22 protein-coding genes and 1 riboswitch are annotated in these 22,485 nt (G+C 61.6%); of the genes, 13 read left to right on the top strand and 9 right to left on the bottom strand.

Going from position 1 to position 22,485, the window contains the following annotated elements:
- Positions 1-25: 25 nt before the first annotated feature.
- The 4 genes from R8871_RS12520 to ggt all read right to left on the bottom strand — a co-directional run bounded on the left by R8871_RS12520 (position 26) and on the right by ggt (position 4,862).
- Positions 26-550 carry a hypothetical protein gene (locus R8871_RS12520; protein WP_175050776.1) on the bottom strand — a complete coding sequence of 175 codons (525 nt, stop codon included), beginning with the start codon at positions 548-550 and terminating at the stop codon, positions 26-28.
- Positions 551-687: 137 nt separating this feature from the next.
- Positions 688-1,515, bottom strand: coding sequence for a ferritin-like domain-containing protein (locus R8871_RS12515; protein ID WP_175050775.1), 828 nt, complete (start codon positions 1,513-1,515; stop codon positions 688-690).
- A gap of 344 nt (positions 1,516-1,859) precedes the next feature.
- Positions 1,860-3,224 (bottom strand): MFS transporter, encoded by a 1,365-nt coding sequence (locus R8871_RS12510; protein ID WP_175050774.1) that lies wholly within the window; start codon positions 3,222-3,224, stop codon positions 1,860-1,862.
- Positions 3,225-4,862, bottom strand: a complete 1,638-nt coding sequence (gene ggt / locus R8871_RS12505) for a gamma-glutamyltransferase (protein ID WP_175050773.1) — start codon at positions 4,860-4,862, stop codon at positions 3,225-3,227. It abuts the gene before it with no gap.
- A 342-nt stretch (positions 4,863-5,204) separates the two neighbouring features.
- Here ggt and R8871_RS12500 point away from each other — a divergent pair, with 342 nt between their 5' ends.
- From R8871_RS12500 to R8871_RS12490, 3 genes are all read left to right on the top strand, one after another.
- Positions 5,205-5,984, top strand: coding sequence for a DeoR/GlpR family DNA-binding transcription regulator (locus tag R8871_RS12500; RefSeq protein ID WP_063497289.1), 780 nt, complete (start codon positions 5,205-5,207; stop codon positions 5,982-5,984).
- Between the two features lie 308 nt (positions 5,985-6,292).
- The gene (locus R8871_RS12495) at positions 6,293-6,490 is read left to right on the top strand and encodes a hypothetical protein (protein WP_054034465.1); all 198 of its coding nucleotides are present in this window, start codon (positions 6,293-6,295) and stop codon (positions 6,488-6,490) included.
- Positions 6,491-6,591: 101 nt separating this feature from the next.
- Entirely contained in the window at positions 6,592-7,218 is a 627-nt protein-coding gene (locus R8871_RS12490) for a TetR/AcrR family transcriptional regulator (RefSeq protein ID WP_175050772.1), read from the top strand.
- Positions 7,219-7,317: 99 nt separating this feature from the next.
- Here the strand turns inward: R8871_RS12490 and R8871_RS12485 are convergent, their stop codons facing one another.
- Positions 7,318-7,692 (bottom strand): hypothetical protein, encoded by a 375-nt coding sequence (locus R8871_RS12485; protein WP_175050771.1) that lies wholly within the window; start codon positions 7,690-7,692, stop codon positions 7,318-7,320.
- Positions 7,693-7,894: 202 nt separating this feature from the next.
- On the opposite strand from R8871_RS12485, the gene glpD reads away from it, so the two are divergent.
- The 6 genes from glpD to R8871_RS12455 all read left to right on the top strand — a co-directional run bounded on the left by glpD (position 7,895) and on the right by R8871_RS12455 (position 14,313).
- Positions 7,895-9,424: a glycerol-3-phosphate dehydrogenase gene (gene glpD / locus R8871_RS12480; RefSeq protein ID WP_175050770.1), complete on the top strand. Its 1,530-nt coding sequence runs from the start codon at positions 7,895-7,897 to the stop codon at positions 9,422-9,424.
- A gap of 252 nt (positions 9,425-9,676) precedes the next feature.
- Complete coding sequence (gene glpK, locus R8871_RS12475) at positions 9,677-11,176, top strand: glycerol kinase GlpK (protein WP_175050769.1); 1,500 nt, start codon at positions 9,677-9,679, stop codon at positions 11,174-11,176.
- Positions 11,177-11,268: 92 nt separating this feature from the next.
- Positions 11,269-11,982 carry an MIP/aquaporin family protein gene (locus R8871_RS12470; RefSeq protein WP_054034471.1) on the top strand — a complete coding sequence of 238 codons (714 nt, stop codon included), beginning with the start codon at positions 11,269-11,271 and terminating at the stop codon, positions 11,980-11,982.
- A 207-nt stretch (positions 11,983-12,189) separates the two neighbouring features.
- Complete coding sequence (locus tag R8871_RS12465; protein ID WP_175050768.1) at positions 12,190-12,876, top strand: HAD family hydrolase; 687 nt, start codon at positions 12,190-12,192, stop codon at positions 12,874-12,876.
- Between the two features lie 206 nt (positions 12,877-13,082).
- Entirely contained in the window at positions 13,083-13,922 is an 840-nt protein-coding gene (locus tag R8871_RS12460; RefSeq protein ID WP_175050767.1) for a hypothetical protein, read from the top strand.
- Positions 13,923-13,932: 10 nt separating this feature from the next.
- Positions 13,933-14,313: a hypothetical protein gene (locus tag R8871_RS12455; protein ID WP_175050766.1), complete on the top strand. Its 381-nt coding sequence runs from the start codon at positions 13,933-13,935 to the stop codon at positions 14,311-14,313.
- 121 nt (positions 14,314-14,434) lie between these two features.
- Here R8871_RS12455 and ribB read toward each other — a convergent pair whose 3' ends face one another.
- From ribB to R8871_RS12435, 4 genes are all read right to left on the bottom strand, one after another.
- Positions 14,435-15,154: a 3,4-dihydroxy-2-butanone-4-phosphate synthase gene (gene ribB / locus R8871_RS12450; protein WP_175050765.1), complete on the bottom strand. Its 720-nt coding sequence runs from the start codon at positions 15,152-15,154 to the stop codon at positions 14,435-14,437.
- 146 nt (positions 15,155-15,300) lie between these two features.
- Positions 15,301-15,483, bottom strand: a riboswitch (FMN riboswitch).
- Between the two features lie 143 nt (positions 15,484-15,626).
- Positions 15,627-16,316: a helix-turn-helix domain-containing protein gene (locus tag R8871_RS12445; RefSeq protein ID WP_175050764.1), complete on the bottom strand. Its 690-nt coding sequence runs from the start codon at positions 16,314-16,316 to the stop codon at positions 15,627-15,629.
- Between the two features lie 233 nt (positions 16,317-16,549).
- Entirely contained in the window at positions 16,550-17,716 is a 1,167-nt protein-coding gene (locus R8871_RS12440; RefSeq protein WP_175050763.1) for an MFS transporter, read from the bottom strand.
- 31 nt (positions 17,717-17,747) lie between these two features.
- Positions 17,748-18,149 (bottom strand): VOC family protein, encoded by a 402-nt coding sequence (locus R8871_RS12435; protein ID WP_175050762.1) that lies wholly within the window; start codon positions 18,147-18,149, stop codon positions 17,748-17,750.
- A gap of 115 nt (positions 18,150-18,264) precedes the next feature.
- Between R8871_RS12435 and R8871_RS12430 the strand changes: the two genes are divergently transcribed.
- The 4 genes from R8871_RS12430 (at position 18,265) to ybeY (ending at position 22,473) form a co-directional block, all read left to right on the top strand.
- Positions 18,265-19,248 carry a LysR family transcriptional regulator gene (locus tag R8871_RS12430; protein WP_175050761.1) on the top strand — a complete coding sequence of 328 codons (984 nt, stop codon included), beginning with the start codon at positions 18,265-18,267 and terminating at the stop codon, positions 19,246-19,248.
- Positions 19,249-19,420: 172 nt separating this feature from the next.
- Complete coding sequence (gene miaB, locus R8871_RS12425; RefSeq protein WP_175050760.1) at positions 19,421-20,794, top strand: tRNA (N6-isopentenyl adenosine(37)-C2)-methylthiotransferase MiaB; 1,374 nt, start codon at positions 19,421-19,423, stop codon at positions 20,792-20,794.
- A gap of 46 nt (positions 20,795-20,840) precedes the next feature.
- Positions 20,841-21,914: a PhoH family protein gene (locus tag R8871_RS12420; protein WP_175050759.1), complete on the top strand. Its 1,074-nt coding sequence runs from the start codon at positions 20,841-20,843 to the stop codon at positions 21,912-21,914.
- Between the two features lie 97 nt (positions 21,915-22,011).
- On the top strand, positions 22,012-22,473 hold the full coding sequence (gene ybeY / locus R8871_RS12415; protein WP_054034485.1) for an rRNA maturation RNase YbeY: 462 nt from the start codon (positions 22,012-22,014) through the stop codon (positions 22,471-22,473).
- Positions 22,474-22,485: the final 12 nt, after the last annotated feature.

Below are 22,485 nucleotides of genomic sequence, written 5' to 3'. Positions count from 1 at the left end.
GCCGCTCGCTGGCTGTAGTCTCAGACTATCGGCTAGCCGCAGCGGCAGCCTGCTTCAGGTGCTCGATCTGGCGTTCCCATCGATCGAGCACCGCCTTTCCTTCCCCTTCCAGTTCAAACGTAATGCCGCTCGTCAGGCGCGCATAACGTACGCTCTGCGCCTCCGCTGTGTCGATCGAGCCGATGAGGTATACGAGACCGCTGTCGTCGCCTGTCACGCCCGCTAGCGGCGTCAAACGCAACTGCACCTGATAGAACGCCTCGTCGCAGACGAACGTCAGTGCGGCCCGGCCGCTTTGCGCGATCACGCGTGCCGCCCGGGCCTGCGGCCACAATGCAATGCATAGGGAGCGCGAATCCGGCGCGTATAACTCGCCGACGCCAAGCAGCGACGTGCGCACATGCCCGTTTGCATCGGCGGTAAGCAGCGACGCGGTGAACCCCATCTTGCTCGCCAGCGACGACCCGTCGAACAACGTGCGGACGGCGTCTGGCCATTCGTCGAACACACTCTGTTCGAGCGGACGTTCGGGTGAAGGAGAGTCGCTCATGGTATCGATCCAGTCAGTGGCGGGTTGCCGAGGTTGCGAGGGCTGCCGAGGATCAATCATGCCTCGAAATACAAATGGCCCGCACGGGCGGGCCATTCAATTTCATCTCTGTAAGCGGCGGACTCAGCAGAAAACCGTCAGCGAAAGAACACGTGCTGCGTGATCTTGGCGAGCGGATAGTGCACGCCCGGTTGAATCTTGGCCGGCAGATCGAGCGGCTTGAGCAGCATCTTCACGCACATGTCCGCCGACAGATTACGCCGGACCAGCGCATTGATGCGCGCGGCGCGTTCGCGGTTGTAGGCCGAGTCGTGCACGCGTTCCGGATAGCGAATCGCGAAGACATGGCGCAAGGCGATCTCCGAGTCTTCGTTCTTGATCTCCATCACACGCCGCATCAGCGCGCCAAGCACCGCAAGACGGCCATTGCCCTCGATCTTGTTGTACTTCTTGAAGAACTTGAAAAAGTGCTTGTAGTGACGAACTTCGTCAGTGCGAATGTTGTCGGTGATCTGCTTGAGCACGGGCTCGTCCGAACATTCGCCGATCGCGCGATACAGCGTTGCCGTGCCCGTTTCCACCACACAGCGCGCGACCATCTCGAGCGCGCGGGTCTTTTCGAAGTCTTCGACCGAGCAGGTCAGCGAGTACTCCTCCATGAAACTGCGAAAGGCAGTGTCCCAATCGAACTCAGGCCAGACGTAGGCGATATACGTCTTGAGCGCCCGGCCGTGCTGCATCTCTTCCGGCTCCCATTCCTGGTTGAGCCAGGCCGAGACTTCGGGGTCACCGTCGAAGAACGTGCTTAGATTACTGGTGTAAAGATCGGTACCGCTTTCGATAAACGAAGCGGCGCACAGCAGAAGCAGCAGGTCTTCATTAGCGACGGCCTTCTGACGATCTATGCGGGTGAGGTCGATATCCTCGATCCGCCAGGGCATCACATGGTTCAGCTCAGTGTGCATTGTGTCTTTGCTCCGAAAGCTGTATCGACTCGTGGAGCGCGCTCGAAACCGCCCACTATCGCAAGGGCGGTCCGCCGTGTCAGATACAGCGCCTTGATTAGAGTTAACCCCTTGTATCCTGCATCTTAGCCGGTGTTTCACAATTCTGCAGATAACCCAGCACAGACCGTGCCGAACCGCCGCAGTTCAAATTTCGCGGTAGTCGAATGCTTCAGTTGGTTACAAGCGGCACGCGCAAGGCACAAAAAAAGCCAGCTCGAAGAGCTGGCTTTGACTTGGCAAAGAGATTCCGCGTCAACCGCGGCAAGGCTCGCTGCGAAGCACAACGGCCACCGGCAACGCCATCATGCGGGCTGAACGCCTTCAAGACGCCGGACGCGCCGCATACGCCACGCGACCACGACAAGCGACAACCCCGACAGCACGGCCGCAATCAGGACGTAGTAACTTGGCGCCAGCTTGTCGCCGGTCAAGTGAATGAAGGTCTCGACAATCGTCGGCGCAAAGCCACCGAAAATCGTAACCCCAATGCTGTAACCGATTGAAAGACCCGTCGAGCGCACCTGCGTCGGAAAGATCTCGGACATCAGTGCGGGCATCGGTCCGGAGTAAGCCGCCTTGAAAATTCCGGCGGTGCCTTGCAACAGCAGCAGCCAACCGATCGTCGGATGCGACTGCAGCAAAGCGAACATCGGATAGATCAGCACGCCCATCAGTATCGACGTGGTCAGCATGATGCGAATCCGGCCGATGCGGTCGGACAATGCGCCCATCACAGGCGACAGCAGGAACTGCAAGCCGCCGTTGAGCACCACCACGCCGAACGACGCTGCAGCCGGCATGTGCAACTGCTTCACCGCGTACATCGGCATGTAGAGCTGCAGCACGTACACGCCGACCGTGGATTGCGCGACGATGCCCACTGCCAGCAGCAGATTCACCCACTGGTTGCTGAACGACGCGTCCTTCGCGTCAGATGCAATCTGATGCTTGCTCGCGGACTCACGCGCTTTACGCAAGGCGAGAAACTCGGGCGTCTCATCGAGATGCGAACGGATGTAATAGCCCACCGGCCCGACCAGCAGACCAAAGATGAACGGAAGGCGCCAGCCCCAGCTATTGAGTTGTTCGGGCGGCATCCACGCGGTCAGGAGCGAACCGAAGGCCGCCGCCGTGATCGCAGCAAGGCCCTGACTCGCGAACTGCCAACTCGCGTAGTAGCCGCGCCGCGACGCGCTATGTTCGACCATGAAGGCCGTCGCGCTGCCGAACTCGCCGCCCACCGCGAAACCTTGCACGAGCCGCGCGAGCAGGATCAACACAGGTGCCGCAAGACCGATCGACGCATACGGCGGCATCACCGCCATCGTGAAGGTGCCGACCATCATCAACACGATGGCGAGCGTGAGCGCCGCCTTGCGACCCTTGCGGTCGCCGTAGACGCCCAGCACGATGGCGCCCAACGGCCGCATCAGGAACGAGATGCCGAAGGTGGCGATGGCGAGCAGCGTCGAGAGCCACTCGTCCTGCATCGGGAAGAACTGTTTCGCGATGATGGTCGCGAAGTACCCGTAGACCAGAAAGTCGAACCACTCGAGCGCATTGCCGACCGACGACGAAAACACGATACGCCGCACCATCGCTCTGGAAAGCGGTGCGGACGTGGGATGCGCGGAGGCAGTCGCGGATTGCGACGCGGGGATGTTCATCTAGAACCCCGCGGCCAGGCCGTCGCGACGGCTGTCGCTTGCCGCCACATAGCCACGGTCCGGATCGTTGCGGTCGAGCTTCCAGATGTACTGGCCGGAGCCGAAGTCCATGTACGGATCGTCGACCGACTTGATCGTGTGCCCCAGCTTCTGCAGCGCCGTGGCGGTCGCCGGATCGAGCGTCGATTCGATGTCGATCGTGAAGTCGCGATTGACCTTCCAGCGCGGCGCATCGCAGGCGGCCTGCGGTTGCTGGCCGTAGTCGAGCATCCGCACGATCGATTGCAGGTGGCCTTGCGGCTGCATATCGCCGCCCATCACACCGAAGCTCATCACCGCTTCCTGCTTGCCGTCCACCTGCTGCGTCAGGAACGACGGGATGATGGTGTGGAACGGCCGCTTGCCGCCTTCCACCACGTTCGGCGACTTCGGATCCATCGAGAAGCCGCAGCCACGGTTCTGCATCGCGATACCGCTATCCGGCACCACGATGCCCGAGCCGAAGCCCATGTAGTTCGACTGGATGAAGCTGACCATCATGCCGCGCTCGTCCGCCACCGACATGTAGATCGTGCCGCCGGCCTTCGGCATGCCGAAGTCGAATTGCGTGGCGCGCTTGTGATCGATCAGCTTCGCGCGCGATGTGAGGTACGCGTCGTCGAGCATCTGTTCGGGCGTGACGTCCATCGAACGCGGATCGGCGACGTAGCGGTAGACGTCGGCGAACGCCAGCTTCATCGCTTCGATCTGCAGATGCTGCGACTCGACGTTGTCGACGGCGAGTTCTTTCACGTCGAACTTTTCGAGGATGCCCAGTGCGATCAGCGCCGCGATGCCCTGCCCGTTCGGCGGAATTTCATGCACGGTGTAGCCGCGATAATCCTTGCCGATCGGCTCGACCCAATCCGCTTTGTAGTTGCGCAGATCGTCGAGGGTCAACGCGCCGCCGCCTTCGCGCGCAAACGCCGCGATCTGTTCGGCGATCTCGCCTTCGTAGTAGGCTCGCGGACCTTGTTCGGCGAGCTTGCGCAACGTCTTGGCGTGGCCGGGAAAGCGCACCAGCTCGCTAACTTCCGGCGCGCGGCCGCGCGGCATGAAGGTTTGTGCGAAGCCCGGCAGGTCCTTCAATTCGGGTACGGCTGCCGCCCATTTGTAGGCGACGATGCTCGCCACCGCGTGACCACGCTCGGCGATCTCGATTGCCGGTTCCATCAGATCGGCGAACGGCAGCGAGCCGAATTTCTGATGCAGCGCTTCCCAGCCGGCGATCACGCCAGGCACCGTCACAGCGTCCCAACCGCGCTTGGGTTGTTTGGCAAGGCCGTTTTCCTCACCGTACTTGCGCTTGAAGTAGTCAACGTTCCAGGCCGCCGGCGACACACCCGACGCATTCAGGCCGTGCAGCTTCTTGCCGTCCCACACCAGCGCGAAGGCGTCGCCGCCAAGGCCGCACGAGACCGGCTCGACCACCGTGATGGCGGCGGCCGCCGCGATCGCCGCGTCGACGGCATTGCCGCCTTTCCACAGCATCCGCAGGCCGGCTTGCGCGGCGAGCGGATGCGAAGTCGAAACGATGTTGCGCGCGAATACAGGCAGACGCGGCGTCGGATAGGGGTTTTGCCAGTTGAAGCCAGTCATGTCGAACACTCTCGAAAGCGCGGTCCGGCGCGTTCTATAACACCGGAAACCATGGGAAACGGGTAAGACTCAGGTAGCACGCGGGGTAAAACGCGGAGCCTTGGATTGCATCGCGATCCGGCACAAAAAACAAATTCATTTATCAAATGAATAAATGCGCAAATGACCTGAATGGATCGCCGCACGGTCGTCCTGGATCCGAACCATGACGCATGAGTTGGCAGACAAGACGTGCGATGGTCTTACAATACGCTCACCCTCGTTCACGCATTACCCGTCTTCCGGCTCGGCTTCTCGCGCCGGCGGCGGGCAGCGCCGATAAAAACCCACTACCCGAGACACATGACCCGAGACCCCCGCCTGACTCTCAACGCCCGGCAACAGGAACTGCTGGAGTGGGTGCAACGCGACGGCTTCGTGACCGTGGACGACCTCGCGGCCCACTTCGACGTGACGCCGCAGACGATCCGCCGCGACGTCAACTGGCTCGCCGATATGAACCTGCTGCGCCGCTATCACGGCGGCGCCAGTCTGCCGACCAGTTCCGAGAATGTCTCGTACACGGCGCGTCAGCGGATGTTCCACGAAGAGAAACGGCGCATTGCGACGCTAGTGGCCACTCACATTCCCGATCAGGCGTCCCTCTTCATCAACCTCGGCACGACGACTGAAGAAGTCGCACGAGCGCTCAACCGGCATCGCGGCCTGCGCGTGATCACCAACAATCTGAATGTCGCCAGCATGATGAGCGGCTATCCGGATTGCGAAGTGCTGGTGACGGGCGGCATCGTGCGGCCGTGGGACAAGGGCATCGTCGGCGAACTGGCGATCGACTTCATCCGGCAGTTCAAGGTGGATTTCGCGATCATCGGTACCTCGAGCATTGAAACGGATGGCACGCTGCGCGATTTCGACACCCGCGAAGTGCGCGTGGCCGAGGCAATCATCCAACATGCACGCACCGTATTTCTCGCCGCCGACAACTCCAAATTCGGCCGTCCGGCGCTCGTTCGCCAAGGTCACCTCGATCAGATCGACGCGCTTTTCACCGACGCCGCACCGCCCGCCGAGATGAACGAAACGCTCGCCGCCGCCAATTGCCAGGTGTATATCGCCGAGTGATCCCAGGCGTCTTCCGCCATGTTGCAGTGCACGCGAAACTTCGAGTGAAATCAAGGATCTGGCCGCTCCTCCAAACCGCCTCTGCGGGTCCTGATTGTCAAAGGGAAAATTTACTGGGGCCCATTTGGTGTTTGTCCGGCGGTTGACTACACTCCAGTTCCCCGGCGTCCGTTCCGCGTTACGCGGAGTGCCGGCAGCGTGAACTTGTCGTGATAGCCGCACCTCCCGCCTGATCCTCTAGCGGACTCCACTGGCATCGTGCCAGTCGCCTCCAAGGCCGTCCGCGTTTGCTTGACATGGAGAGAACGATGCTGAGTCCGCATGAATTCGCCACGTTGTTGCTCGTCAAGGACGCTCCCAATCAAGTCGACATGGAGCGAGAAGAACTCGACGCCTTGCTGGAACGCCAGCTTGTGCAACTCGAACGGCTCGCGTCGGGCAACGAACAATGGCGCGTAACCGAAACCGGCGACAGTGCGCTCCGGGCCATCAAGCGTTTTTCCTAGTACCCTGGATTACCAAGCAAAGCGGCCGCATCTACGGCCGCTTTGTTGTGCGCAATTCATTTACACAGTAAATTGACGCGACGGACCTTCTGCCCTCGCGCATGCCAAAAACGCTCTCTTCCGACGACATCCAGCAATTCCGCGAAACCATGCGGTGTGTAGCCGAAAACGCGTTCGCCACGCGCGGCGCGCAAGGCGTGACGATGCGCGAACTCGCGAAGGAGCTGGGTTGCAGCGCGATGACGCCCTATCGCTACTTCCGCGACAAAGACGAGATTCTTGCGATGGTCCGCGCGGCGGCGTTCAACCGTTTCGCGGCGCGGCTCGAAGCCGTGGCGAAGGAAGCGCCCGCGACCGACCGCTCCGCCGTCAGCGACGCCTATGTGGCGTTCGCACTCGACGAGCCGCATGCCTACCGCCTGATGTTCGATCTGAACCAGCAGGAGGCCGCCTATCCGGAACTCCAGGCCGCATCGCATCGCGCCTGGCGGATGCTCGGGACGCATTTCGAGCAGCTCGTTGCCGCAGGCCTTCTGGAAGGCGATCCGGAATTGATCGGTTACGCCTACTGGGCGAGCCTGCACGGCTTCACCATGCTGGCGCTCGCCAATCAACTGCCTTTACCCCAGGCGCAACAAGCCGCAGGAAGCGCCGCGCCGACACGCGAAGCCGTATTCGCGCAGATTCGGCGGATGTTGTGGCGGGGGGCCCAGCCGCAGCGCGGCTAGCCTTGGGTTTGCCCCGGGTTGCCCCCGGGTTTGCCGATCAAATCACGCAACGCGAACAAGCCGCGAAACGTTCTGGGTAGGAACAAGAAGACGTAAAACTCAACCCGCCCGCAAGGTCGGATCGGCGGCCGCGCGCCAGCTCAAAGCTTTAGCCCGCTGGTCGGTGAAGAAAGTCACCCACTGATTGCGCGCTTGCGGGTCGGTACTCGCGCCGAGGCTCGTGTAATGCTGCGCCAGCGACGCCTGAAACGCGCAGTAATCGTCCTTCGACAACTTGCCGCGCCGGTTCGCCACGTACGCATCGAACAGCGTTGCGTAGACGCCTTGCGCGTCGTTGCCGTAGTCGACCGTCTGGGCACTGCACATCTGCTGCAACGATGCGAACGAGGGTGCGCCCATCGTTCCGTTCAAGCTCGGCGAGCTGATGCATCCGGTCAGGAGCGCAGCGGCCCCGATTATCCAAAGTCCACGCATGAATTCACCTCGAAATGGCTGCTGCCGAGAGTATCGTCCGTGGCCGCACGTTACGCCACCACCTTAGCCGAGCACTAGAGGGGCGCTTAAGAAAACCGAACTTTACTTTTTCGAATATGTTCATTAAAGTTCGCAAACGAACACTATCGGCTCGATAGTTTTTCCAAACCAGTTTCCGGATACAACGCAGAGGACACAGCAGGTGACGCAAGGCTCGAGATACGATTTGCTCGTCGTGGGCGGCGGGATCAACGGCGCAGGCATCGCACGCGATGCGGCGGGCCGCGGCCTGTCAGTGCTGCTCTGCGAGCAGGACGATCTGGCGGCCCATACTTCGTCGGCCAGCACCAAGCTGATTCACGGCGGCCTGCGCTACCTCGAATACCGCGAGTTCGGGCTGGTGCGTAAAGCCCTGCAGGAACGCGAAACGCTGCTGCGCGCCGCGCCGCACATCATGTGGCCACTGCGCTTCGTGATGCCGCACATGCCCGATCTGCGTCCGGCCTGGCTGATCCGCGCCGGCCTGTTCCTTTACGATCACCTTGCCAAACGCGAACTGCTGCCCGGCTCGCGCGGTATCGTGATGCGCAACCATCCTGCCGGCGCACCGCTGGTCGATTCGATCAAGCGCGGCTTCGTGTATTCGGACGGCTGGGTGAATGACGCGCGTCTGGTCGTGCTGAACGCGCTGGATGCGAAGGAACGCGGCGCGAAGATTCTCACGCGCACCAAACTGCTGAGCGCGGTGCGCGCCGGCGGCGAATGGCGCGCGCAACTCAAGCGCGAGGACGGCACGATCCTCGACGTGCGTGCCGCTTCGATCGCGAATGCGGCGGGACCGTGGGTCGGCGAATTGCTGCAAGGCGCGCTCGGCCGGGAAGCAACGCACAGCGTGCGCCTCGTGAAAGGCAGCCATATCGTCACGCGCCGTCTGTTCGAACACGATCACGCGTACATCTTCCAGAATCCGGACAAGCGGATCATCTTCGCGATTCCGTACGAACACGATTACACGCTGATCGGCACGACCGACCTCGAATATCGCGGCGACCCGTCGCAAGTGGCGATCAACGCCGACGAAACACAGTACCTGTGCGATTCGATCAATCGCTACTTCAAAGAGAAGATCTCGCCGCAAGACGTGCGCTGGACCTACTCGGGCGTGCGTCCGCTGCTCGAGGAAGAAGGTGCGGACAACCCGTCGGCGGTTACGCGAGACTACTCGCTCGAACTCGACGCGCCCGCGGGCGAAGCACCGCTGCTGTCGGTGTTCGGCGGCAAGATCACGACCTTCCGAAAGCTGGCGGAAGAAGCCGTCGACAAACTCGGGCACGCCCTGCAGAACGGCACGCCTTCATGGACAGCCGGTGCGCCGTTGCCCGGCGGCGATATTCCGCAAGCCAACTTCGAGCGCTTCCTCGCCGGTTTCAAGCAGCAGAATGCGTGGCTGCCCGCCGATCTGGCTCACCGCCTCGCGCGTGCTTACGGCACGCGTGTGAAAAACGTCATTGGCAACGCGCGCTCGGTGGCCGACCTCGGCCGCGCTTTTGCGCCTGGTCTCTACGAAGCCGAACTCACTTACCTGCGCGACACCGAATGGGCGCGCAGCGCGCAGGACGTATTGTGGCGCCGCTCGAAACTCGGCCTGCACGTCGAACCGGGCACACTCGATTCGATCACACACGACATTGACGCATGGTTCGCTCGCGAGCCGTTCCGACAGAGTGCCTAGCCAGCCAAGCTAGTTAGATCGTTTAGTCAGGTCATTTAGCTGAGCCGCGTAGCCAGACCGCCCAGGTCAGGCTATCGCAACACGCCCTGGCTACGTGGATGAACCCGCATAACCCGAACCAATTTTCACCCCTCGGCTACTGACAAAGCCGGGACGCATACGCTCAAACTGTTGCAGCCCGCTTAAAACAACGAGCCGTTCCCGTCGCCGGCCTGCAATCCGGCGATTCATAAAACACATGGAGAAGAGACAATGCAGGATCAGTACATCCTCGCGCTTGACCAAGGCACCACCAGCTCCCGCGCGATGCTGTTCGACCGGCTCGGCAATGTCGTGTCGACCGCTCAAAAAGAATTCCAGCAAATCTATCCACGTCCGGGTTGGGTCGAACACGACCCGCAGGAAATCTGGTCGACGCAGGCAGGCGTCGCCGCCGAAGCGGTCACGCGCGCCGGTATGAACGGCACGTCGATTGCGGCGATCGGCATTACTAATCAACGTGAGACCACCATCGTGTGGGACCGCGAAACCGGTCATCCGATTTATAACGCGATCGTCTGGCAGGACCGCCGCACCGCCGACTTCTGCGATCAGCTCAAAGAACAAGGTCTCGAAGAAAAAGTTCGCGCGAAAACCGGTCTGCCGATCGATTCGTATTTCTCGGCAACCAAGATCCGCTGGATTCTCGACAACGTCGAAGGCGCACGCGAAAAAGCGAAGCAAGGCCGCCTCGCCTTTGGCACGGTAGACAGCTGGCTCGTGTGGAATTTCACCAAGGGTGGTCTGCACGTCACCGACGTGACCAACGCCTCGCGCACCATGCTGTTCAACATTCACACGCTGAAGTGGGACGACGAACTGCTCGAAGCGCTCGACATTCCGCGCAATATGCTGCCGGAAGTGCGTGCATCGTCGGAAGTGTACGGGCCGACCAAGACCACCGTGTTCGCCTCCAAGATTCCGCTCGCGGGCATCGCCGGCGACCAGCACGCCGCCCTGTTCGGCCAGATGTGCACGGAGTCCGGCATGGTGAAGAACACCTACGGTACCGGCTGCTTCCTCGTGATGAACACCGGCGACAAGCCGATCGAATCGAAGAACAATCTCGTCACCACCATTGCGTGGCAGATCGGCGACCAGATCAACTACGCGCTCGAAGGCAGCATTTTCATCGGCGGCGCGGTGGTGCAATGGCTGCGCGACGGCCTCGGCATCATCAAGAACGCAGCGGAAATTGAAACGATGGCGCGCAGCGTACCGCATAGCGATGGCGTGTATCTGGTGCCCGCGTTTGCAGGCCTCGGTGCGCCGCACTGGAACGCACGGGCTCGCGGCACGTTGTTCGGCGTGACGCGCGGCACGAGTTCGGCGCACATCGCGCGCGCCGCGCTCGACTCGATCGCCTATCAGTCGCTCGACGTGCTGAAAGCAATGGAAGCCGACTCCGGCATTCGCATCGGCGAATTGCGCGTGGACGGCGGCGCTTGCGCGAACAATCTGCTGATGCAATTCCAGGCGGACATTCTCGGCGTCGACGCAGTGCGTCCGAAGGTATCGGAGACGACCGCATTGGGCGCGGCGTATCTGGCCGGTCTCGCGGTCGGTTACTGGAAAGACGTGAACGAACTGAAAAGCCAGTGGGCGCTCGATCGTCGTTTCACGCCTGCCCTGCCGCACGCCGACGTCAAGGAGTGCCTCGACGGCTGGCAGCGCGCGGTCCGCGCCGCGAAGGCCTGGGCCGACACGCCCTGATTCGCGTTCATCGGTTCCATAAGACACCTTTCGATATAACGAAGCCGCCTATCCAGCGGCTTCCCTAACAACTATATTTCGGATACCAAATCATGTCTCCTTATATTGCGGAATTCATCGGCACCGCTCTTCTGGTGCTGCTCGGCAACGGCGCGGTTGCCAATGTGCTGCTCGCGCGCACCAAGGGCAAAGGCGCGGACCTGATCGTGATCGTGATGGGCTGGGCGATGGCCGTGTTCATCGCTGTGTACGTCACGGCATCGTACAGCGGCGCGCACCTGAATCCTGTAGTTACGATCAGCCTCGCGCTGGCAGGCAAATTCGCATGGGCCAAAGTGCCGGGCTACGTCGCGGCGCAGATGCTCGGCGGGATGGCGGGCGCTCTGCTCGTATGGCTCGCGTATCGTCAGCACTTCAATAAGGAAGGCGATGCCGACGTGAAGCTCGGCGTGTTCTGCACGTCGCCCGCGATTCGCAGCGTGCCGCATAACCTGCTCACCGAAATGATCGCGACTTTCGTGCTGATTCTCGGCGTGCTGTATCTGGCTTCGCCGCAAGTTGGCCTCGGCGCGCTCGACGCGCTGCCGGTCGGCCTGCTGGTGCTCGGCATCGGCATTTCGCTCGGCGGTCCGACCGGTTACGCAATGAGCCCCGCGCGCGATCTGTCGCCGCGTCTGATGCACGCGCTGCTGCCGATTCCGGGCAAACGTGACAGCGACTGGCGCTATTCGTGGATTCCGGTGTGCGGTCCGTTGCTGGGCGGCGCCGCGGCAACAGGGCTGTATTTGTATCTGCACGCGCACTGATCCTGCCGCGCAAGTGGGAGCGTATATAGGGCCCGCACGGGGCGCCCGAAAGGCGCATTGAGCGCGCTCCCACGTCGCAAATAAGCACCGACGGCAAGCGACGGCGCCGCGCACGCGGCGCCAAAGCACGTATCATGATGCTTTCAATCTCCGCGCATGAGCTTGCAACTGTCTTGCTTGCGTGCCTCTCGCTTTCCGTCTTAAAGCATGATCGACCACCTCATCTGTGACTGCGACGGCGTGCTCGTCGACAGCGAAATCATCGCTGACCGCGTGATGCTCGAAACGCTGTCCGCCGCCTTCCCCGGCCTCGACTTCGAACCCGTCGTCAAGACGGCATTCGGCCAGCAGACCTCGCGTTTTCTTGAAGGTATCGAGAAGTCGTTCGATATCACGCTGCCGGCCGATTTCTTCAATACGATTGAACACAATGTCGAGCTTGAGCTCGCGGCATCGCTCAGCCCGATCAACGGCGTGCGCGACGCCTTGCAACGCGTAACGCTGCCGGCCGCAGTCGTGTCGAACAGCAGGATGGCGCGCGTGAATGCGTCGGTGCGGCGCGCGGGTTTGCAGCAGATTTTCGGCGAGCGGATTTTTAGCGCCGAACAGGTCGCGCGGCCGAAACCTTATCCGGATGTGTATCTGTTCGCTGCAAAGGCACTGGGCGTGGAGCCCTCACGCTGCGTCGTCGTGGAAGACAGCGTGGCCGGTTTGAATGCGGCTCGGGCGGCAGGCATGAAGACGATTGCTTTTGTCGGTGCGAGCCATATCCCCGACGGTTATGCGGATGCGTTGCGCAAGATGGGCATGACACGCATCATGAAACATATGGATGAACTGCCCGCGCTGGTCGAGGCCGGTGTGCGCGGTGAGTTTGGCGACGTGCAGTCTTAATCATTCGCAACAACAAAGTGGTCCGCGCTTTGCACCACTCCCACTGTCATCCCTGGCAGTTAGCGTGGCGACTTCCCCCGGCGTATCTGCCCTGACAGGGAGGTTCGCCCGAGTGGCAGTCGCCCGAACACGTTGACAGAATTTTACGTTCGCTTGATCGATCACCTCTACGATGTCCTCCGCTCAACCCGCGGAGACGTCGAGGTATGCCGACAGAACTGAAAACAGACTCATGGCAACGATACATGTTGTATCGACGGGACGAACGTTACATGACGCTCCAGCCAGAGGCGAAACGTCAGGCAGCGGCCGATGCGGGCCGCAAATACACGCTCGCGGCTTATGCCGATATATGGGCGAACGATTCTGCTCTCGTCGCCCGCGTGCGCGGATTCCTCGGCGCTAACTTCCACTGGCACGACAGGTTAGCGAATAAAGGTTCCGATCTCGAAGTCATACAGGTGCTTCACGACATGGTGCGTGGCGGAAGTGTCCTCGTCATTCCTGAAAACCCGCCGAGTTCTGGCAGCGCCGGCGTTAGTGCGCCGGCAGCGGCCGTCAAAAAGAGCTTCCACAAGTCGGTAATGGAACAGATGGGGCTGTCCGCCGATGCGGCATCGGACTACATTGACTGGTACAACGCAATGGTTGACCGCGTGAATGAGGTCGAAGCGGCTCGCAGCGCGATTGCCGCTAACACGAGGCTCGGGCTGCATGCCTTCGGCAATGGTGATATCGACCCGGACAATTTCAGCACCGGTACACCGACGTTACTGGGCGATGCTCGACCGTTCGAGTACTCATCCAATCTGCCGCACGGCGACGCGTTCGACATCGCTAAAACGCCAAACAACGGCGAGCCCGGCACTTGGTACACCAATCCAGGAAGTGGACAAATGCGCCTGTTTGGCGATAACGGCAAGCCAGTCGTGGATTTAGATTTCGATCACGTACACAACGGTTTGCGACCGCACGCTCATAATTGGGGGCCAGCAGGCCGTGATATGGGCAATGACGTCGTGCCATTCAGCCCATGGCGTCCTTGAGGAAAGTCAGATGAACATACATTCGTTTCACGATTGGTTCATAACCGGCATGTCGGTAGACATCGACGAAAAGAGCGTAGTTCTAACACTGCAAAGCGATAACAAAAGAGACCGTGCAACCCTTACTTTTTCGGGTGCCCCTCGTTGCGTGGCAGAAGGTTTTGCGGCTCAAAACATCGTCTATGAGCTGAAGTCGATAGAGGATTTTCAGACGCCGTCCTACAAATCGGCACTGCGAGCCCTGGAGAAAGCGCACCCGTGGGGAAGTGATTGGCCTTTGCGGAAAATTATCGCGATAAGCAGTTCGCTCGGCGCAGAGATTATCGTTGAATATGACGAGCTAGATATCGAATACAGTGGCGCCAAACCGTCGGAGTCGCTCGCTGAATAAACTCACTCACCCGGAACATCTAAGTGTTCGGGCATCACGTGGTGTCATGACACACGCCTAAGTCGCGAAAGAGACCGACACGCAGCCGGTCTCTTTCATTTAACACTCACGTTAAATCACATCAAACCTCATCCGCGACCAACTCACGCGCCGTCGCCAGTGCCTGGCGGAATTCCACCAGCTCGGCGATCGTCAGCATCGGCAGATTGTGTTGCTGAGCGAAGCGCTCCACATCCGCGCCGCGCGTCATCGTACCGTCGGCGTTCATCAGTTCACACAGCACGCCGGCCGGCTTCAGACCCGCGAGAATCGCCAGATCGACCGTGCCTTCGGTATGGCCGCGACGCGCGAGCACGCCGCCCGGCTGCGCACGCAGCGGAAACACGTGGCCCGGACGCACAATGTCGGCAGGCTTCGCCGTATCGTTGATAGCCGCGCGGATTGTCGTCACGCGATCGAGTGCGGACACACCCGTGGTCACGCCATCGCGCGCTTCGATCGAGACCGTGAACGCGGTGCCGTGACGGCTTTCGTTGTTGACAGACATCGGCGGCAGCTCAAGCGCGCGAATCTTCTCGTCGGGCAGGCACAGGCAGACGATGCCGCTGCATTCGCGGATCAGCAAGGCCATGGTTTCGACGGAAAGACGCTCGGCGGAAACAATCAGATCGGCTTCGTTCTCACGGTCGTGGTCGTCTTGCAGAACGACAGCGCGGCCATCGCGCATGGCTTGCAAGGCGGCGGCGATACGCGGCGGAACGGGCTCGGTGGCGAGCAGGGGGAGGTCAAGTGATGCGCTATCCGCAATCACCGACGGAGCAGGAAAAGTAGCAAAGGACATAGTTGAAACGCTCATCGCAAAAGTTGGGCGAAAAACGTTTCAGGGCATTGCAAACAGACAAAGACGCGCCGTTGAACGCCGCGCAAAGCGGCGCTCGCCCACCGCCCAAACCTCTGGCGGCATCACGGAAACGAACATGACTATCTGCACATCTTCTTCCATCCGGACTCTAACCGTCGGCTCTGGCTTCTCACCAGATCTGCTGACCCCGCTGCGCTTTCGATACGCTGAAAGCTGAACGACACGGGCGCTCGCGGGCTCACCGGCTCACGCTTTCGCGCTGCCGGCATACCGCCGGTGGGGAATTTCGCCCCGCCCTGAAGACGCACTGATTGCCGGATTGACCGGCCGGCAAAGAATACAACAGTCGCGCGAAACCTGCAGCGCAACCCCTACGGACTAGACGGACATCCCGGCTTCATCGCCGACTTTGACAGCACATCCGCCTGAAAAACTGCATTCGTCGCTCCGGTCAAACCGGTGCGGCCTGGCGTGTCAAATCGTGCTGCGCGGGCACATCCCAGCGCGGCGGCGTTTCCGCCTTCAACGTAACGCGAAACGCGCGCGCTTCGGTGTCGCCGGGATTGCGCAGGCTGTGCGGCTGGTCGGCGTCGAACACGATCGCATCGCCCGTGGCCAGCAATTGGCGCTGGTCGTGCACACTGACTTCCAGCGTGCCTTCGCTCACCACCAGATTCACCGTGGTGCCCGGCGCGCGGCGCGTGCCGGCCTCGGTATGCAGCGGCGCGATACGCAGCTCGTGAAACTCGGCGGCGGTCGGCTCGGCGTCGGGATAAAGCGGCCGGGCCGAATAACGCCCATTCGAACTGACGAGCCGCGACGACCGCTCCGCCGGTAAATGCTCGAAGCCGTTAGTCGCATGACGTCGCAAGAACGCCGCTACTGATACCTTCAGCGCCGATGCCACTTTGCACAGCACCTTGATCGACGGCACGCTGCGTGCCGATTCGATCTGCGCGAGCATCGCTCGCGAGACGCCCGAGGCGCGGGCCAGAGCGTCGAGCGAAAGTTGGCGCTCGGCGCGCAAACGGGCGAGATTCACGCCAACCAGATGTTCAAGAGCATCGAAAGGTTCAGCGGCACGCGGCGACGCATCGGTGTCAGCCGTGGGATCGCGAACCAGCGCAAGCGGGGAATGCATGATTGCCTCCAGGAGCGCCGCCGGACGGCGGGCAAGCGGTTAGTGGAAGCAAGATAGCATCGCGGCTTGCTGCGCCCAACGAAGTTATCTTCACACTGTTATCAGCATTGCGGAGGACGATTCTCGCAAAGCTTGTGCGAATTTTTCATATGGGCGTATTTGGGGCAGATGCGGTTGAGCACACTCACACGCACTCAATCACACCCTGGGACGTCGGGTGCGCCCGCTCAAACTCAGGCGCTTTGCGCCACGGTCCTTGCCGGCGCATCCATCCGCGCCGCGAACCACGTGAGCAACAACGCCACCACGCTAACCGCCGCTGCGACCCACGGCAGCGTATCGAGCGAGTGACCGTGATTGATCACCAGTCCGCCGAGCCACGCGCCGCCCGCGTTGCCCACGTTGAAGGCGCCGATATTCAGCGTCGAAGCCAGATTCGGCGCAGCAGCGGCCTTCTCGACCACACGCATCTGCAACGGCGGCACCGTTGCGAACGCCGCAATGCCCCACACGAAAATGGTAATCGCCGCCGCCACCTGCGAGTGGCTGGTCCGCGCGAAGATCGCCATCACCACCGCGAGCGCCACGAGAATGCCCATCAGCGAAGGCATCAAAGCCCGATCCGCAAGCTTGCCGCCCACGGTGTTGCCAATGGTAAGACCGACGCCGAACAGCACGAGAATCAGCGTCACGCCACGCGGCGAAAAACCGCTCACTTGCTCCAGAATCGGCGCGATGTAGGTGAACACGACAAACACACCGCCGAAACCTAGCACCGTCATCGCGAGCGCCGTCCAGACTTGCGGGTCCTTCAGCACGCGCACCTCGTGACCCAGGCCAACCGGGCCGGAATCATGGCGATTCGGCACCAGCAACGACACGCCCGCCAGCGACAGCACGCCAAATGCGCTGACGATCCAGAACGCCGCACGCCAGCCAAACTCCTGGCCGACGAACGTCCCGAACGGCACGCCGAGCACATTCGCGAGCGTCAAACCGGTGAACATCAGCGCAATGGCGCTTGCCCGCTTTTCGGCCGGCACGAGCGAAGCCGCCACCACTGCGCCGATGCCAAAGAACGAGCCATGCGCAAACGACGTCACCACGCGCGCAATCATCAGCACCGAATAGTCCGATGCGACCGCGCACAACGTATTGCCGACGATGAACACGCCCATCAGCAACTGCAACGCGAGCTTGCGCGGCATCTTGCTGGTGACCACCGCGAGCAGCGGCGCACCGACGGCGACGCCGAGCGCATAGCCGCTCACCAGCAAACCGGCCGACGGAATCGACACAGCCAGATCACGCGCGACCTCGGGCAACAAGCCCATGATCACGAACTCGGTCGTGCCGATCGCGAAAGCGCTGATTGCGAGCGCCAGTAATGGAATGGGCATTTTTCTACTCCAGGTTCTAAAGTTGAGCGTGTTAGCCACGATGGGCGGTGCGCAGCGCCGTGACGAATTCGATGACCACACCCGGCGCGAGTGCGACGAACAACTGCAGTTCGGCTTGCTGCGGCCCCATCTGTGGCACCTCGGCAAGCTGATAAGGCATGTCGGCCGCATGCAGGCGCCGCAGGAGCGCCACCCACTCGTCGGCACTCTCCAGCCGGAAGGCGACATGGTCGATGCGCGGCGCGGCCCTGCCCGCTACGGCGGGAACCGTCTCATCGATCAGATGAATCACTGGCCGGCCGTTTGCATACAGCCAGTAGCCATCGATCGAAAACGGCGGACGCGCGCCCGCCGTCAGCCCGGCGACGTCGACGAAGAAACGTCGGGCGGTGTCGAGGTCGGCGGTGACGATCGTTGCGTGATCGAGTTGCATGGCGTGGGCTGCACTGAGCACAAGGGTTTACGAGGAGTGCATTGTGGGCGCAACACGTCGATTTGATAATTGGCGTAGCATTTGAAACATTTTCAAATTGTTTTGAAAGATCACGATGGATAACCTCGGTGATATCCGCCTGTTCGTCGAAGCGGCGCAGCAAGGCAGCCTGTCGGCGGCGGGCCGCAAGATGGGTCTGACGCCAGCCGCCGCCAGCGCGCGGCTGGCCAAACTCGAAACCGGCCTGAAAACGCGCCTGTTCGAGCGCACCACCCGCCAGTTGAGGCTCACGGACGAAGGCCGCCTCTACCTGAACTGCTGCCGCCAGGCGCTGCAGTCGCTCGACGACGCCGAGGCCGCCCTGCAAGCCGGCCAGGGCGTGGTGCGCGGCAAGGTGCGGATCTCCGCGACCTCGGACTTCGGGCGCAACCTGCTGATGCACTGGCTCGACGAGTTCAACGCGCTCTACCCGGAAGTCACGTTCGCGCTGACGCTGTCGGATTCGCTATCGAATCTGGTGCAGGAAGACATCGATCTGGCGATCCGCTTCGGCGTGCCGCAGGACAGCTCGCTCATCGCCCGCAAGCTGGCGCCGAACCGCCGTGTGCTGTGCGCGTCGCCGGACTACATCGCGCGCAAGGGCGAGCCGAAGGACCCGCACGATCTGGCGAATTTTGACTGCATCGTGCTCGGAACCGCATCCGGCCCGGCCAACGAATGGCGTTTCACGCGCGGCGAGGAAGTGCAGCACTACACGGTGCCGTTCGAAACGTCGCGGGAAACCAACGACGGCGCGGTGGCCCGCGAATGGGCGCGGCGCGGCTACGGGATCGTCATCAAATCGATGTGGGACGTGGAAGCGGACTTGCGCGGCGACTGCCTGAAAATCCTGTTGCCCGAATGGCGCTACCCGGACGCGCCGCTGCACGCGCTCTACCACCGCAACCGCTTCATGGCGCCGCGCGTGCGCGTGCTGCTCGATTTTCTGAGCGAACGCTTCGCACAAGTGTCGGACGAACTGGAAAGCCTGCTGGGCTTGCCGTCGGAGCGGCCCCGAGCTCAGGCCGCCGCGGAAACCGCATCCGGTGAAGGGCTATAATATTGAGCTACGCTGCAAACGTGCATTGAAAGTGGACCGGAATAGGTCCAAGCAGGCCCAAGCGGGCTCAAGCAAGCCCAGGCGCTGCCCTGCGGGGCCGTCCGCACGTTTTCACCTCTCTCCACCTTTTAAACGACGCCCCCAGGTTAACCACTGCGACCGGCGAAAATCGATGACCAAGAAAGTTTATGTAAAGACCTACGGCTGCCAGATGAACGAGTACGACTCCGACAAAATGGTCGACGTACTCGGCGCGGCTGAAGGCCTCGTCAAGACCGATACCCCGGAAGACGCGGACGTTATTCTCTTCAATACCTGCTCGGTGCGCGAAAAAGCGCAGGAGAAAGTCTTCTCCGAACTCGGCCGTGTGCGCGAGTTGAAAGAGGCGAACCCGAATCTGATCATCGGCGTGGGCGGTTGCGTGGCGAGCCAGGAAGGCGCATCGATCGTCGCGCGCGCACCGTATGTCGATCTCGTATTCGGGCCGCAAACGCTGCACCGTCTGCCGCAAATGATCGACAAGCGCCGCGAAAGCGGCCGCGCTCAGGTCGACATCTCGTTCCCGGAAATCGAAAAGTTCGATCACCTGCCGCCGGCGCGCGTGGATGGCGCGAGCGCGTTCGTGTCGATCATGGAAGGTTGCAGCAAGTACTGCAGCTACTGCGTCGTGCCGTACACGCGCGGTGAAGAAGTGTCGCGACCGCTCGACGACGTGCTGACTGAAATCGCCGGCCTCGCCGACCAGGGCGTGCGTGAAGTCACGCTGCTCGGCCAGAACGTGAATGCTTACCGCGCCGGCATCACGCTCGGTTCGTCGGAAATCGCCGACTTCGCCCAGTTGATCGAATACGTCGCGGACATTCCGGGCATCGAACGGATTCGCTACACCACCTCGCATCCGAAGGAATTCACGCAGCGCCTGATCGACACGTACGCCAAGGTGCCGAAGCTCGTCAGCCACCTGCATCTGCCGGTGCAGCACGGCTCCGACCGCATCCTGATGGCGATGAAGCGCGGCTACACGGTGCTCGAATACAAGTCGGTGATCCGCAAGCTGCGCGCGATCCGCCCTGACCTGTCGTTGTCGACGGACATGATCGTCGGCTTCCCGGGCGAGACGGAAGAAGACTTCGACAAGATGATGGCGCTGGTCCACGAGATGAAGTACGACACCAGCTTCTCGTTCATCTACAGCCCGCGTCCCGGCACGCCGGCCGCGAATCTGCACGACGACACCCCGCGTGAAGTGAAGCTCAAACGTCTGCAATATTTGCAGGCTACGATCGAAGAAAACGTGCAGCGCATCAGCGATTCGATGGTCGGCAAGATCGAGCGGATTCTGGTCGAGCGCCCGGCGCGCAAGGACCCGAACGAACTCGCGGGCCGTACCGAGAACAACCGCGTGGTGAATTTCCCGGCGCCGATCGCGTCGCACGCGCGGCTGATCGGCCAGATGGTGGACGTGAAAATCGTCCATGCGTACCCACATTCGTTACGTGGCGAGCTCGTGCTGGTGCACGACGACGCGCCCGCAACCACCCACTGAGCGACGCCAGCCAGCGTCACGAACCCCACAGGATCGATCCTCCGCCTTGAAGACCACTCAGCAGCATCTGGAATTCACCGCTCCGCGCGACGACAACGCGCGGCTCGCCAACCTCTGCGGACCGCTCGACGAAAATCTGCGGCAGATCGAGCAGGCGCTCGACGTGACGCTGCAACGCCGTGGCCACCGCATCACGATTCGCGGGCGTGGCGCGAAACTCGCGCTCACCGCGCTCGAAAAGTTCTACGACAACTCGCAGAAGCCTCTGTCGGTCGACGACATCCAGCTCGCGCTCGTTGAAGTGCGTCAGCCGGCACGCCATCGCGCGAACGGCAACGGCCACAGCGCGGAAGCGCTGGACCCGCGCTTTCCGGGCAATCCGGATCACCCGTTCGATCAGCCCGCCGACAGCGGCGACGACGACCTCGAAGAACTCGGCCCGAAGCTGTACACGCGCCGCGCCGACCTGCGCGGCCGCACGCCGATGCAACGCGAATATCTGAAGCAGATCATTTCGCACGACGTGACGTTCGGCATCGGTCCGGCGGGAACGGGCAAGACCTATCTCGCGGTGGCTTGCGCGGTGGACGCGCTGGAGCGCGATCAGGTTAAACGCATCGTGTTGACGCGCCCGGCCGTCGAAGCGGGCGAACGCCTCGGCTTCCTGCCGGGCGATCTGGCACAGAAGGTCGATCCGTATCTGCGTCCGTTGTATGACGCGCTGTACGACCTGCTCGGTTTCGACAAGACCGCCAAGATGTTCGAGCGGCAGATGATCGAAATCGCGCCGCTCGCGTACATGCGCGGCCGCACGCTGAATCACGCATTCATCATCCTCGACGAAGCGCAGAACACGACGCCCGAACAGATGAAGATGTTCCTCACGCGGATCGGCTTCGGCTCGAAGGCCGTGGTCACCGGCGACACGACTCAGGTCGACTTGCCGCGTGGTCACAAGAGCGGGTTGATCGAAGCGCAGCAGGTGCTGGCGGACGTGCGCGGCATCGCGCTCACGCGCTTCACGAGCGCGGACGTGGTGCGGCATCCGCTGGTCGCGCGAATTGTGGAGGCGTACGATGCGCATTCGCAGAAAACCGCCAGTCCGGCGGATTCGCGCTAGATTGCGTCGTTAATTTACGTCGCCAATCTGCGTCGTTAATTTTGCGCCGAACTCCACTGGACAGGCCGCAGCAAACCAGGCAACAAACCGATCAAGCATGAGCCGCGCACCGAAACTGACGTTGAATCTGCAATTCCCCGCCGCCAAGACCTGGCCGGAACATAAGGCGCTGCTGCCGCGCGCCACCGTGGCCGGCTGGATCAAGGCGGCGCTCTTCGCGGACGGCGAGCTGACCGTGCGTTTCGTCGATGCCGAAGAAGGCCGCACGCTGAACCGCACCTATCGCGGCAAGGATTACTCCACCAATGTGCTGACGTTTGCGTACGCCGAATCGGAAGACGATCCGGTGACGGGCGATCTGATCCTGTGCTGTCCGGTAGTCGAAAAAGAAGCCGCCGAACAGGGTAAGCCGCTGATCGCACACTACGCGCATCTGCTGGTGCACGGCACCTTGCACGCACAAGGCTACGACCACGAGGTCGAGGAAGAAGCCGAGGAGATGGAAGCGATCGAAACCGAAATCCTCGGCAAGCTCGGTTTCCCGGATCCTTACCAATAGTCTTTCCCAACC

This window comes from Paraburkholderia sediminicola (genome assembly GCF_902859805.1).
GTDB lineage: Bacteria > Pseudomonadota > Gammaproteobacteria > Burkholderiales > Burkholderiaceae > Paraburkholderia > Paraburkholderia sediminicola.
The sequence above is the reverse complement of the archived record's forward strand: the minus strand, read 5'-3'. Positions and strand labels throughout refer to the sequence as shown.

Coding starts and splice junctions, on each gene's coding strand:
- R8871_RS12430 (WP_175050761.1), top strand. CDS start 18,265: ATGGATAACCTCGGTGATATCCGCCTGTTCGTCGAAGCGGCGCAGCAA.
- ggt (WP_175050773.1), bottom strand. CDS start 4,862: ATGACTGGCTTCAACTGGCAAAACCCCTATCCGACGCCGCGTCTGCCT.
- R8871_RS12490 (WP_175050772.1), top strand. CDS start 6,592: ATGCCAAAAACGCTCTCTTCCGACGACATCCAGCAATTCCGCGAAACC.
- R8871_RS12515 (WP_175050775.1), bottom strand. CDS start 1,515: ATGCACACTGAGCTGAACCATGTGATGCCCTGGCGGATCGAGGATATC.
- R8871_RS12495 (WP_054034465.1), top strand. CDS start 6,293: ATGCTGAGTCCGCATGAATTCGCCACGTTGTTGCTCGTCAAGGACGCT.
- R8871_RS12470 (WP_054034471.1), top strand. CDS start 11,269: ATGTCTCCTTATATTGCGGAATTCATCGGCACCGCTCTTCTGGTGCTG.
- R8871_RS12500 (WP_063497289.1), top strand. CDS start 5,205: ATGACCCGAGACCCCCGCCTGACTCTCAACGCCCGGCAACAGGAACTG.
- glpK (WP_175050769.1), top strand. CDS start 9,677: ATGCAGGATCAGTACATCCTCGCGCTTGACCAAGGCACCACCAGCTCC.
- R8871_RS12485 (WP_175050771.1), bottom strand. CDS start 7,692: ATGCGTGGACTTTGGATAATCGGGGCCGCTGCGCTCCTGACCGGATGC.
- ribB (WP_175050765.1), bottom strand. CDS start 15,154: ATGTCCTTTGCTACTTTTCCTGCTCCGTCGGTGATTGCGGATAGCGCA.
- R8871_RS12435 (WP_175050762.1), bottom strand. CDS start 18,149: ATGCAACTCGATCACGCAACGATCGTCACCGCCGACCTCGACACCGCC.
- R8871_RS12455 (WP_175050766.1), top strand. CDS start 13,933: ATGAACATACATTCGTTTCACGATTGGTTCATAACCGGCATGTCGGTA.
- R8871_RS12460 (WP_175050767.1), top strand. CDS start 13,083: ATGCCGACAGAACTGAAAACAGACTCATGGCAACGATACATGTTGTAT.
- ybeY (WP_054034485.1), top strand. CDS start 22,012: ATGAGCCGCGCACCGAAACTGACGTTGAATCTGCAATTCCCCGCCGCC.
- miaB (WP_175050760.1), top strand. CDS start 19,421: ATGACCAAGAAAGTTTATGTAAAGACCTACGGCTGCCAGATGAACGAG.
- R8871_RS12465 (WP_175050768.1), top strand. CDS start 12,190: ATGATCGACCACCTCATCTGTGACTGCGACGGCGTGCTCGTCGACAGC.
- R8871_RS12440 (WP_175050763.1), bottom strand. CDS start 17,716: ATGCCCATTCCATTACTGGCGCTCGCAATCAGCGCTTTCGCGATCGGC.
- R8871_RS12510 (WP_175050774.1), bottom strand. CDS start 3,224: ATGAACATCCCCGCGTCGCAATCCGCGACTGCCTCCGCGCATCCCACG.
- R8871_RS12520 (WP_175050776.1), bottom strand. CDS start 550: ATGAGCGACTCTCCTTCACCCGAACGTCCGCTCGAACAGAGTGTGTTC.
- R8871_RS12445 (WP_175050764.1), bottom strand. CDS start 16,316: ATGCATTCCCCGCTTGCGCTGGTTCGCGATCCCACGGCTGACACCGAT.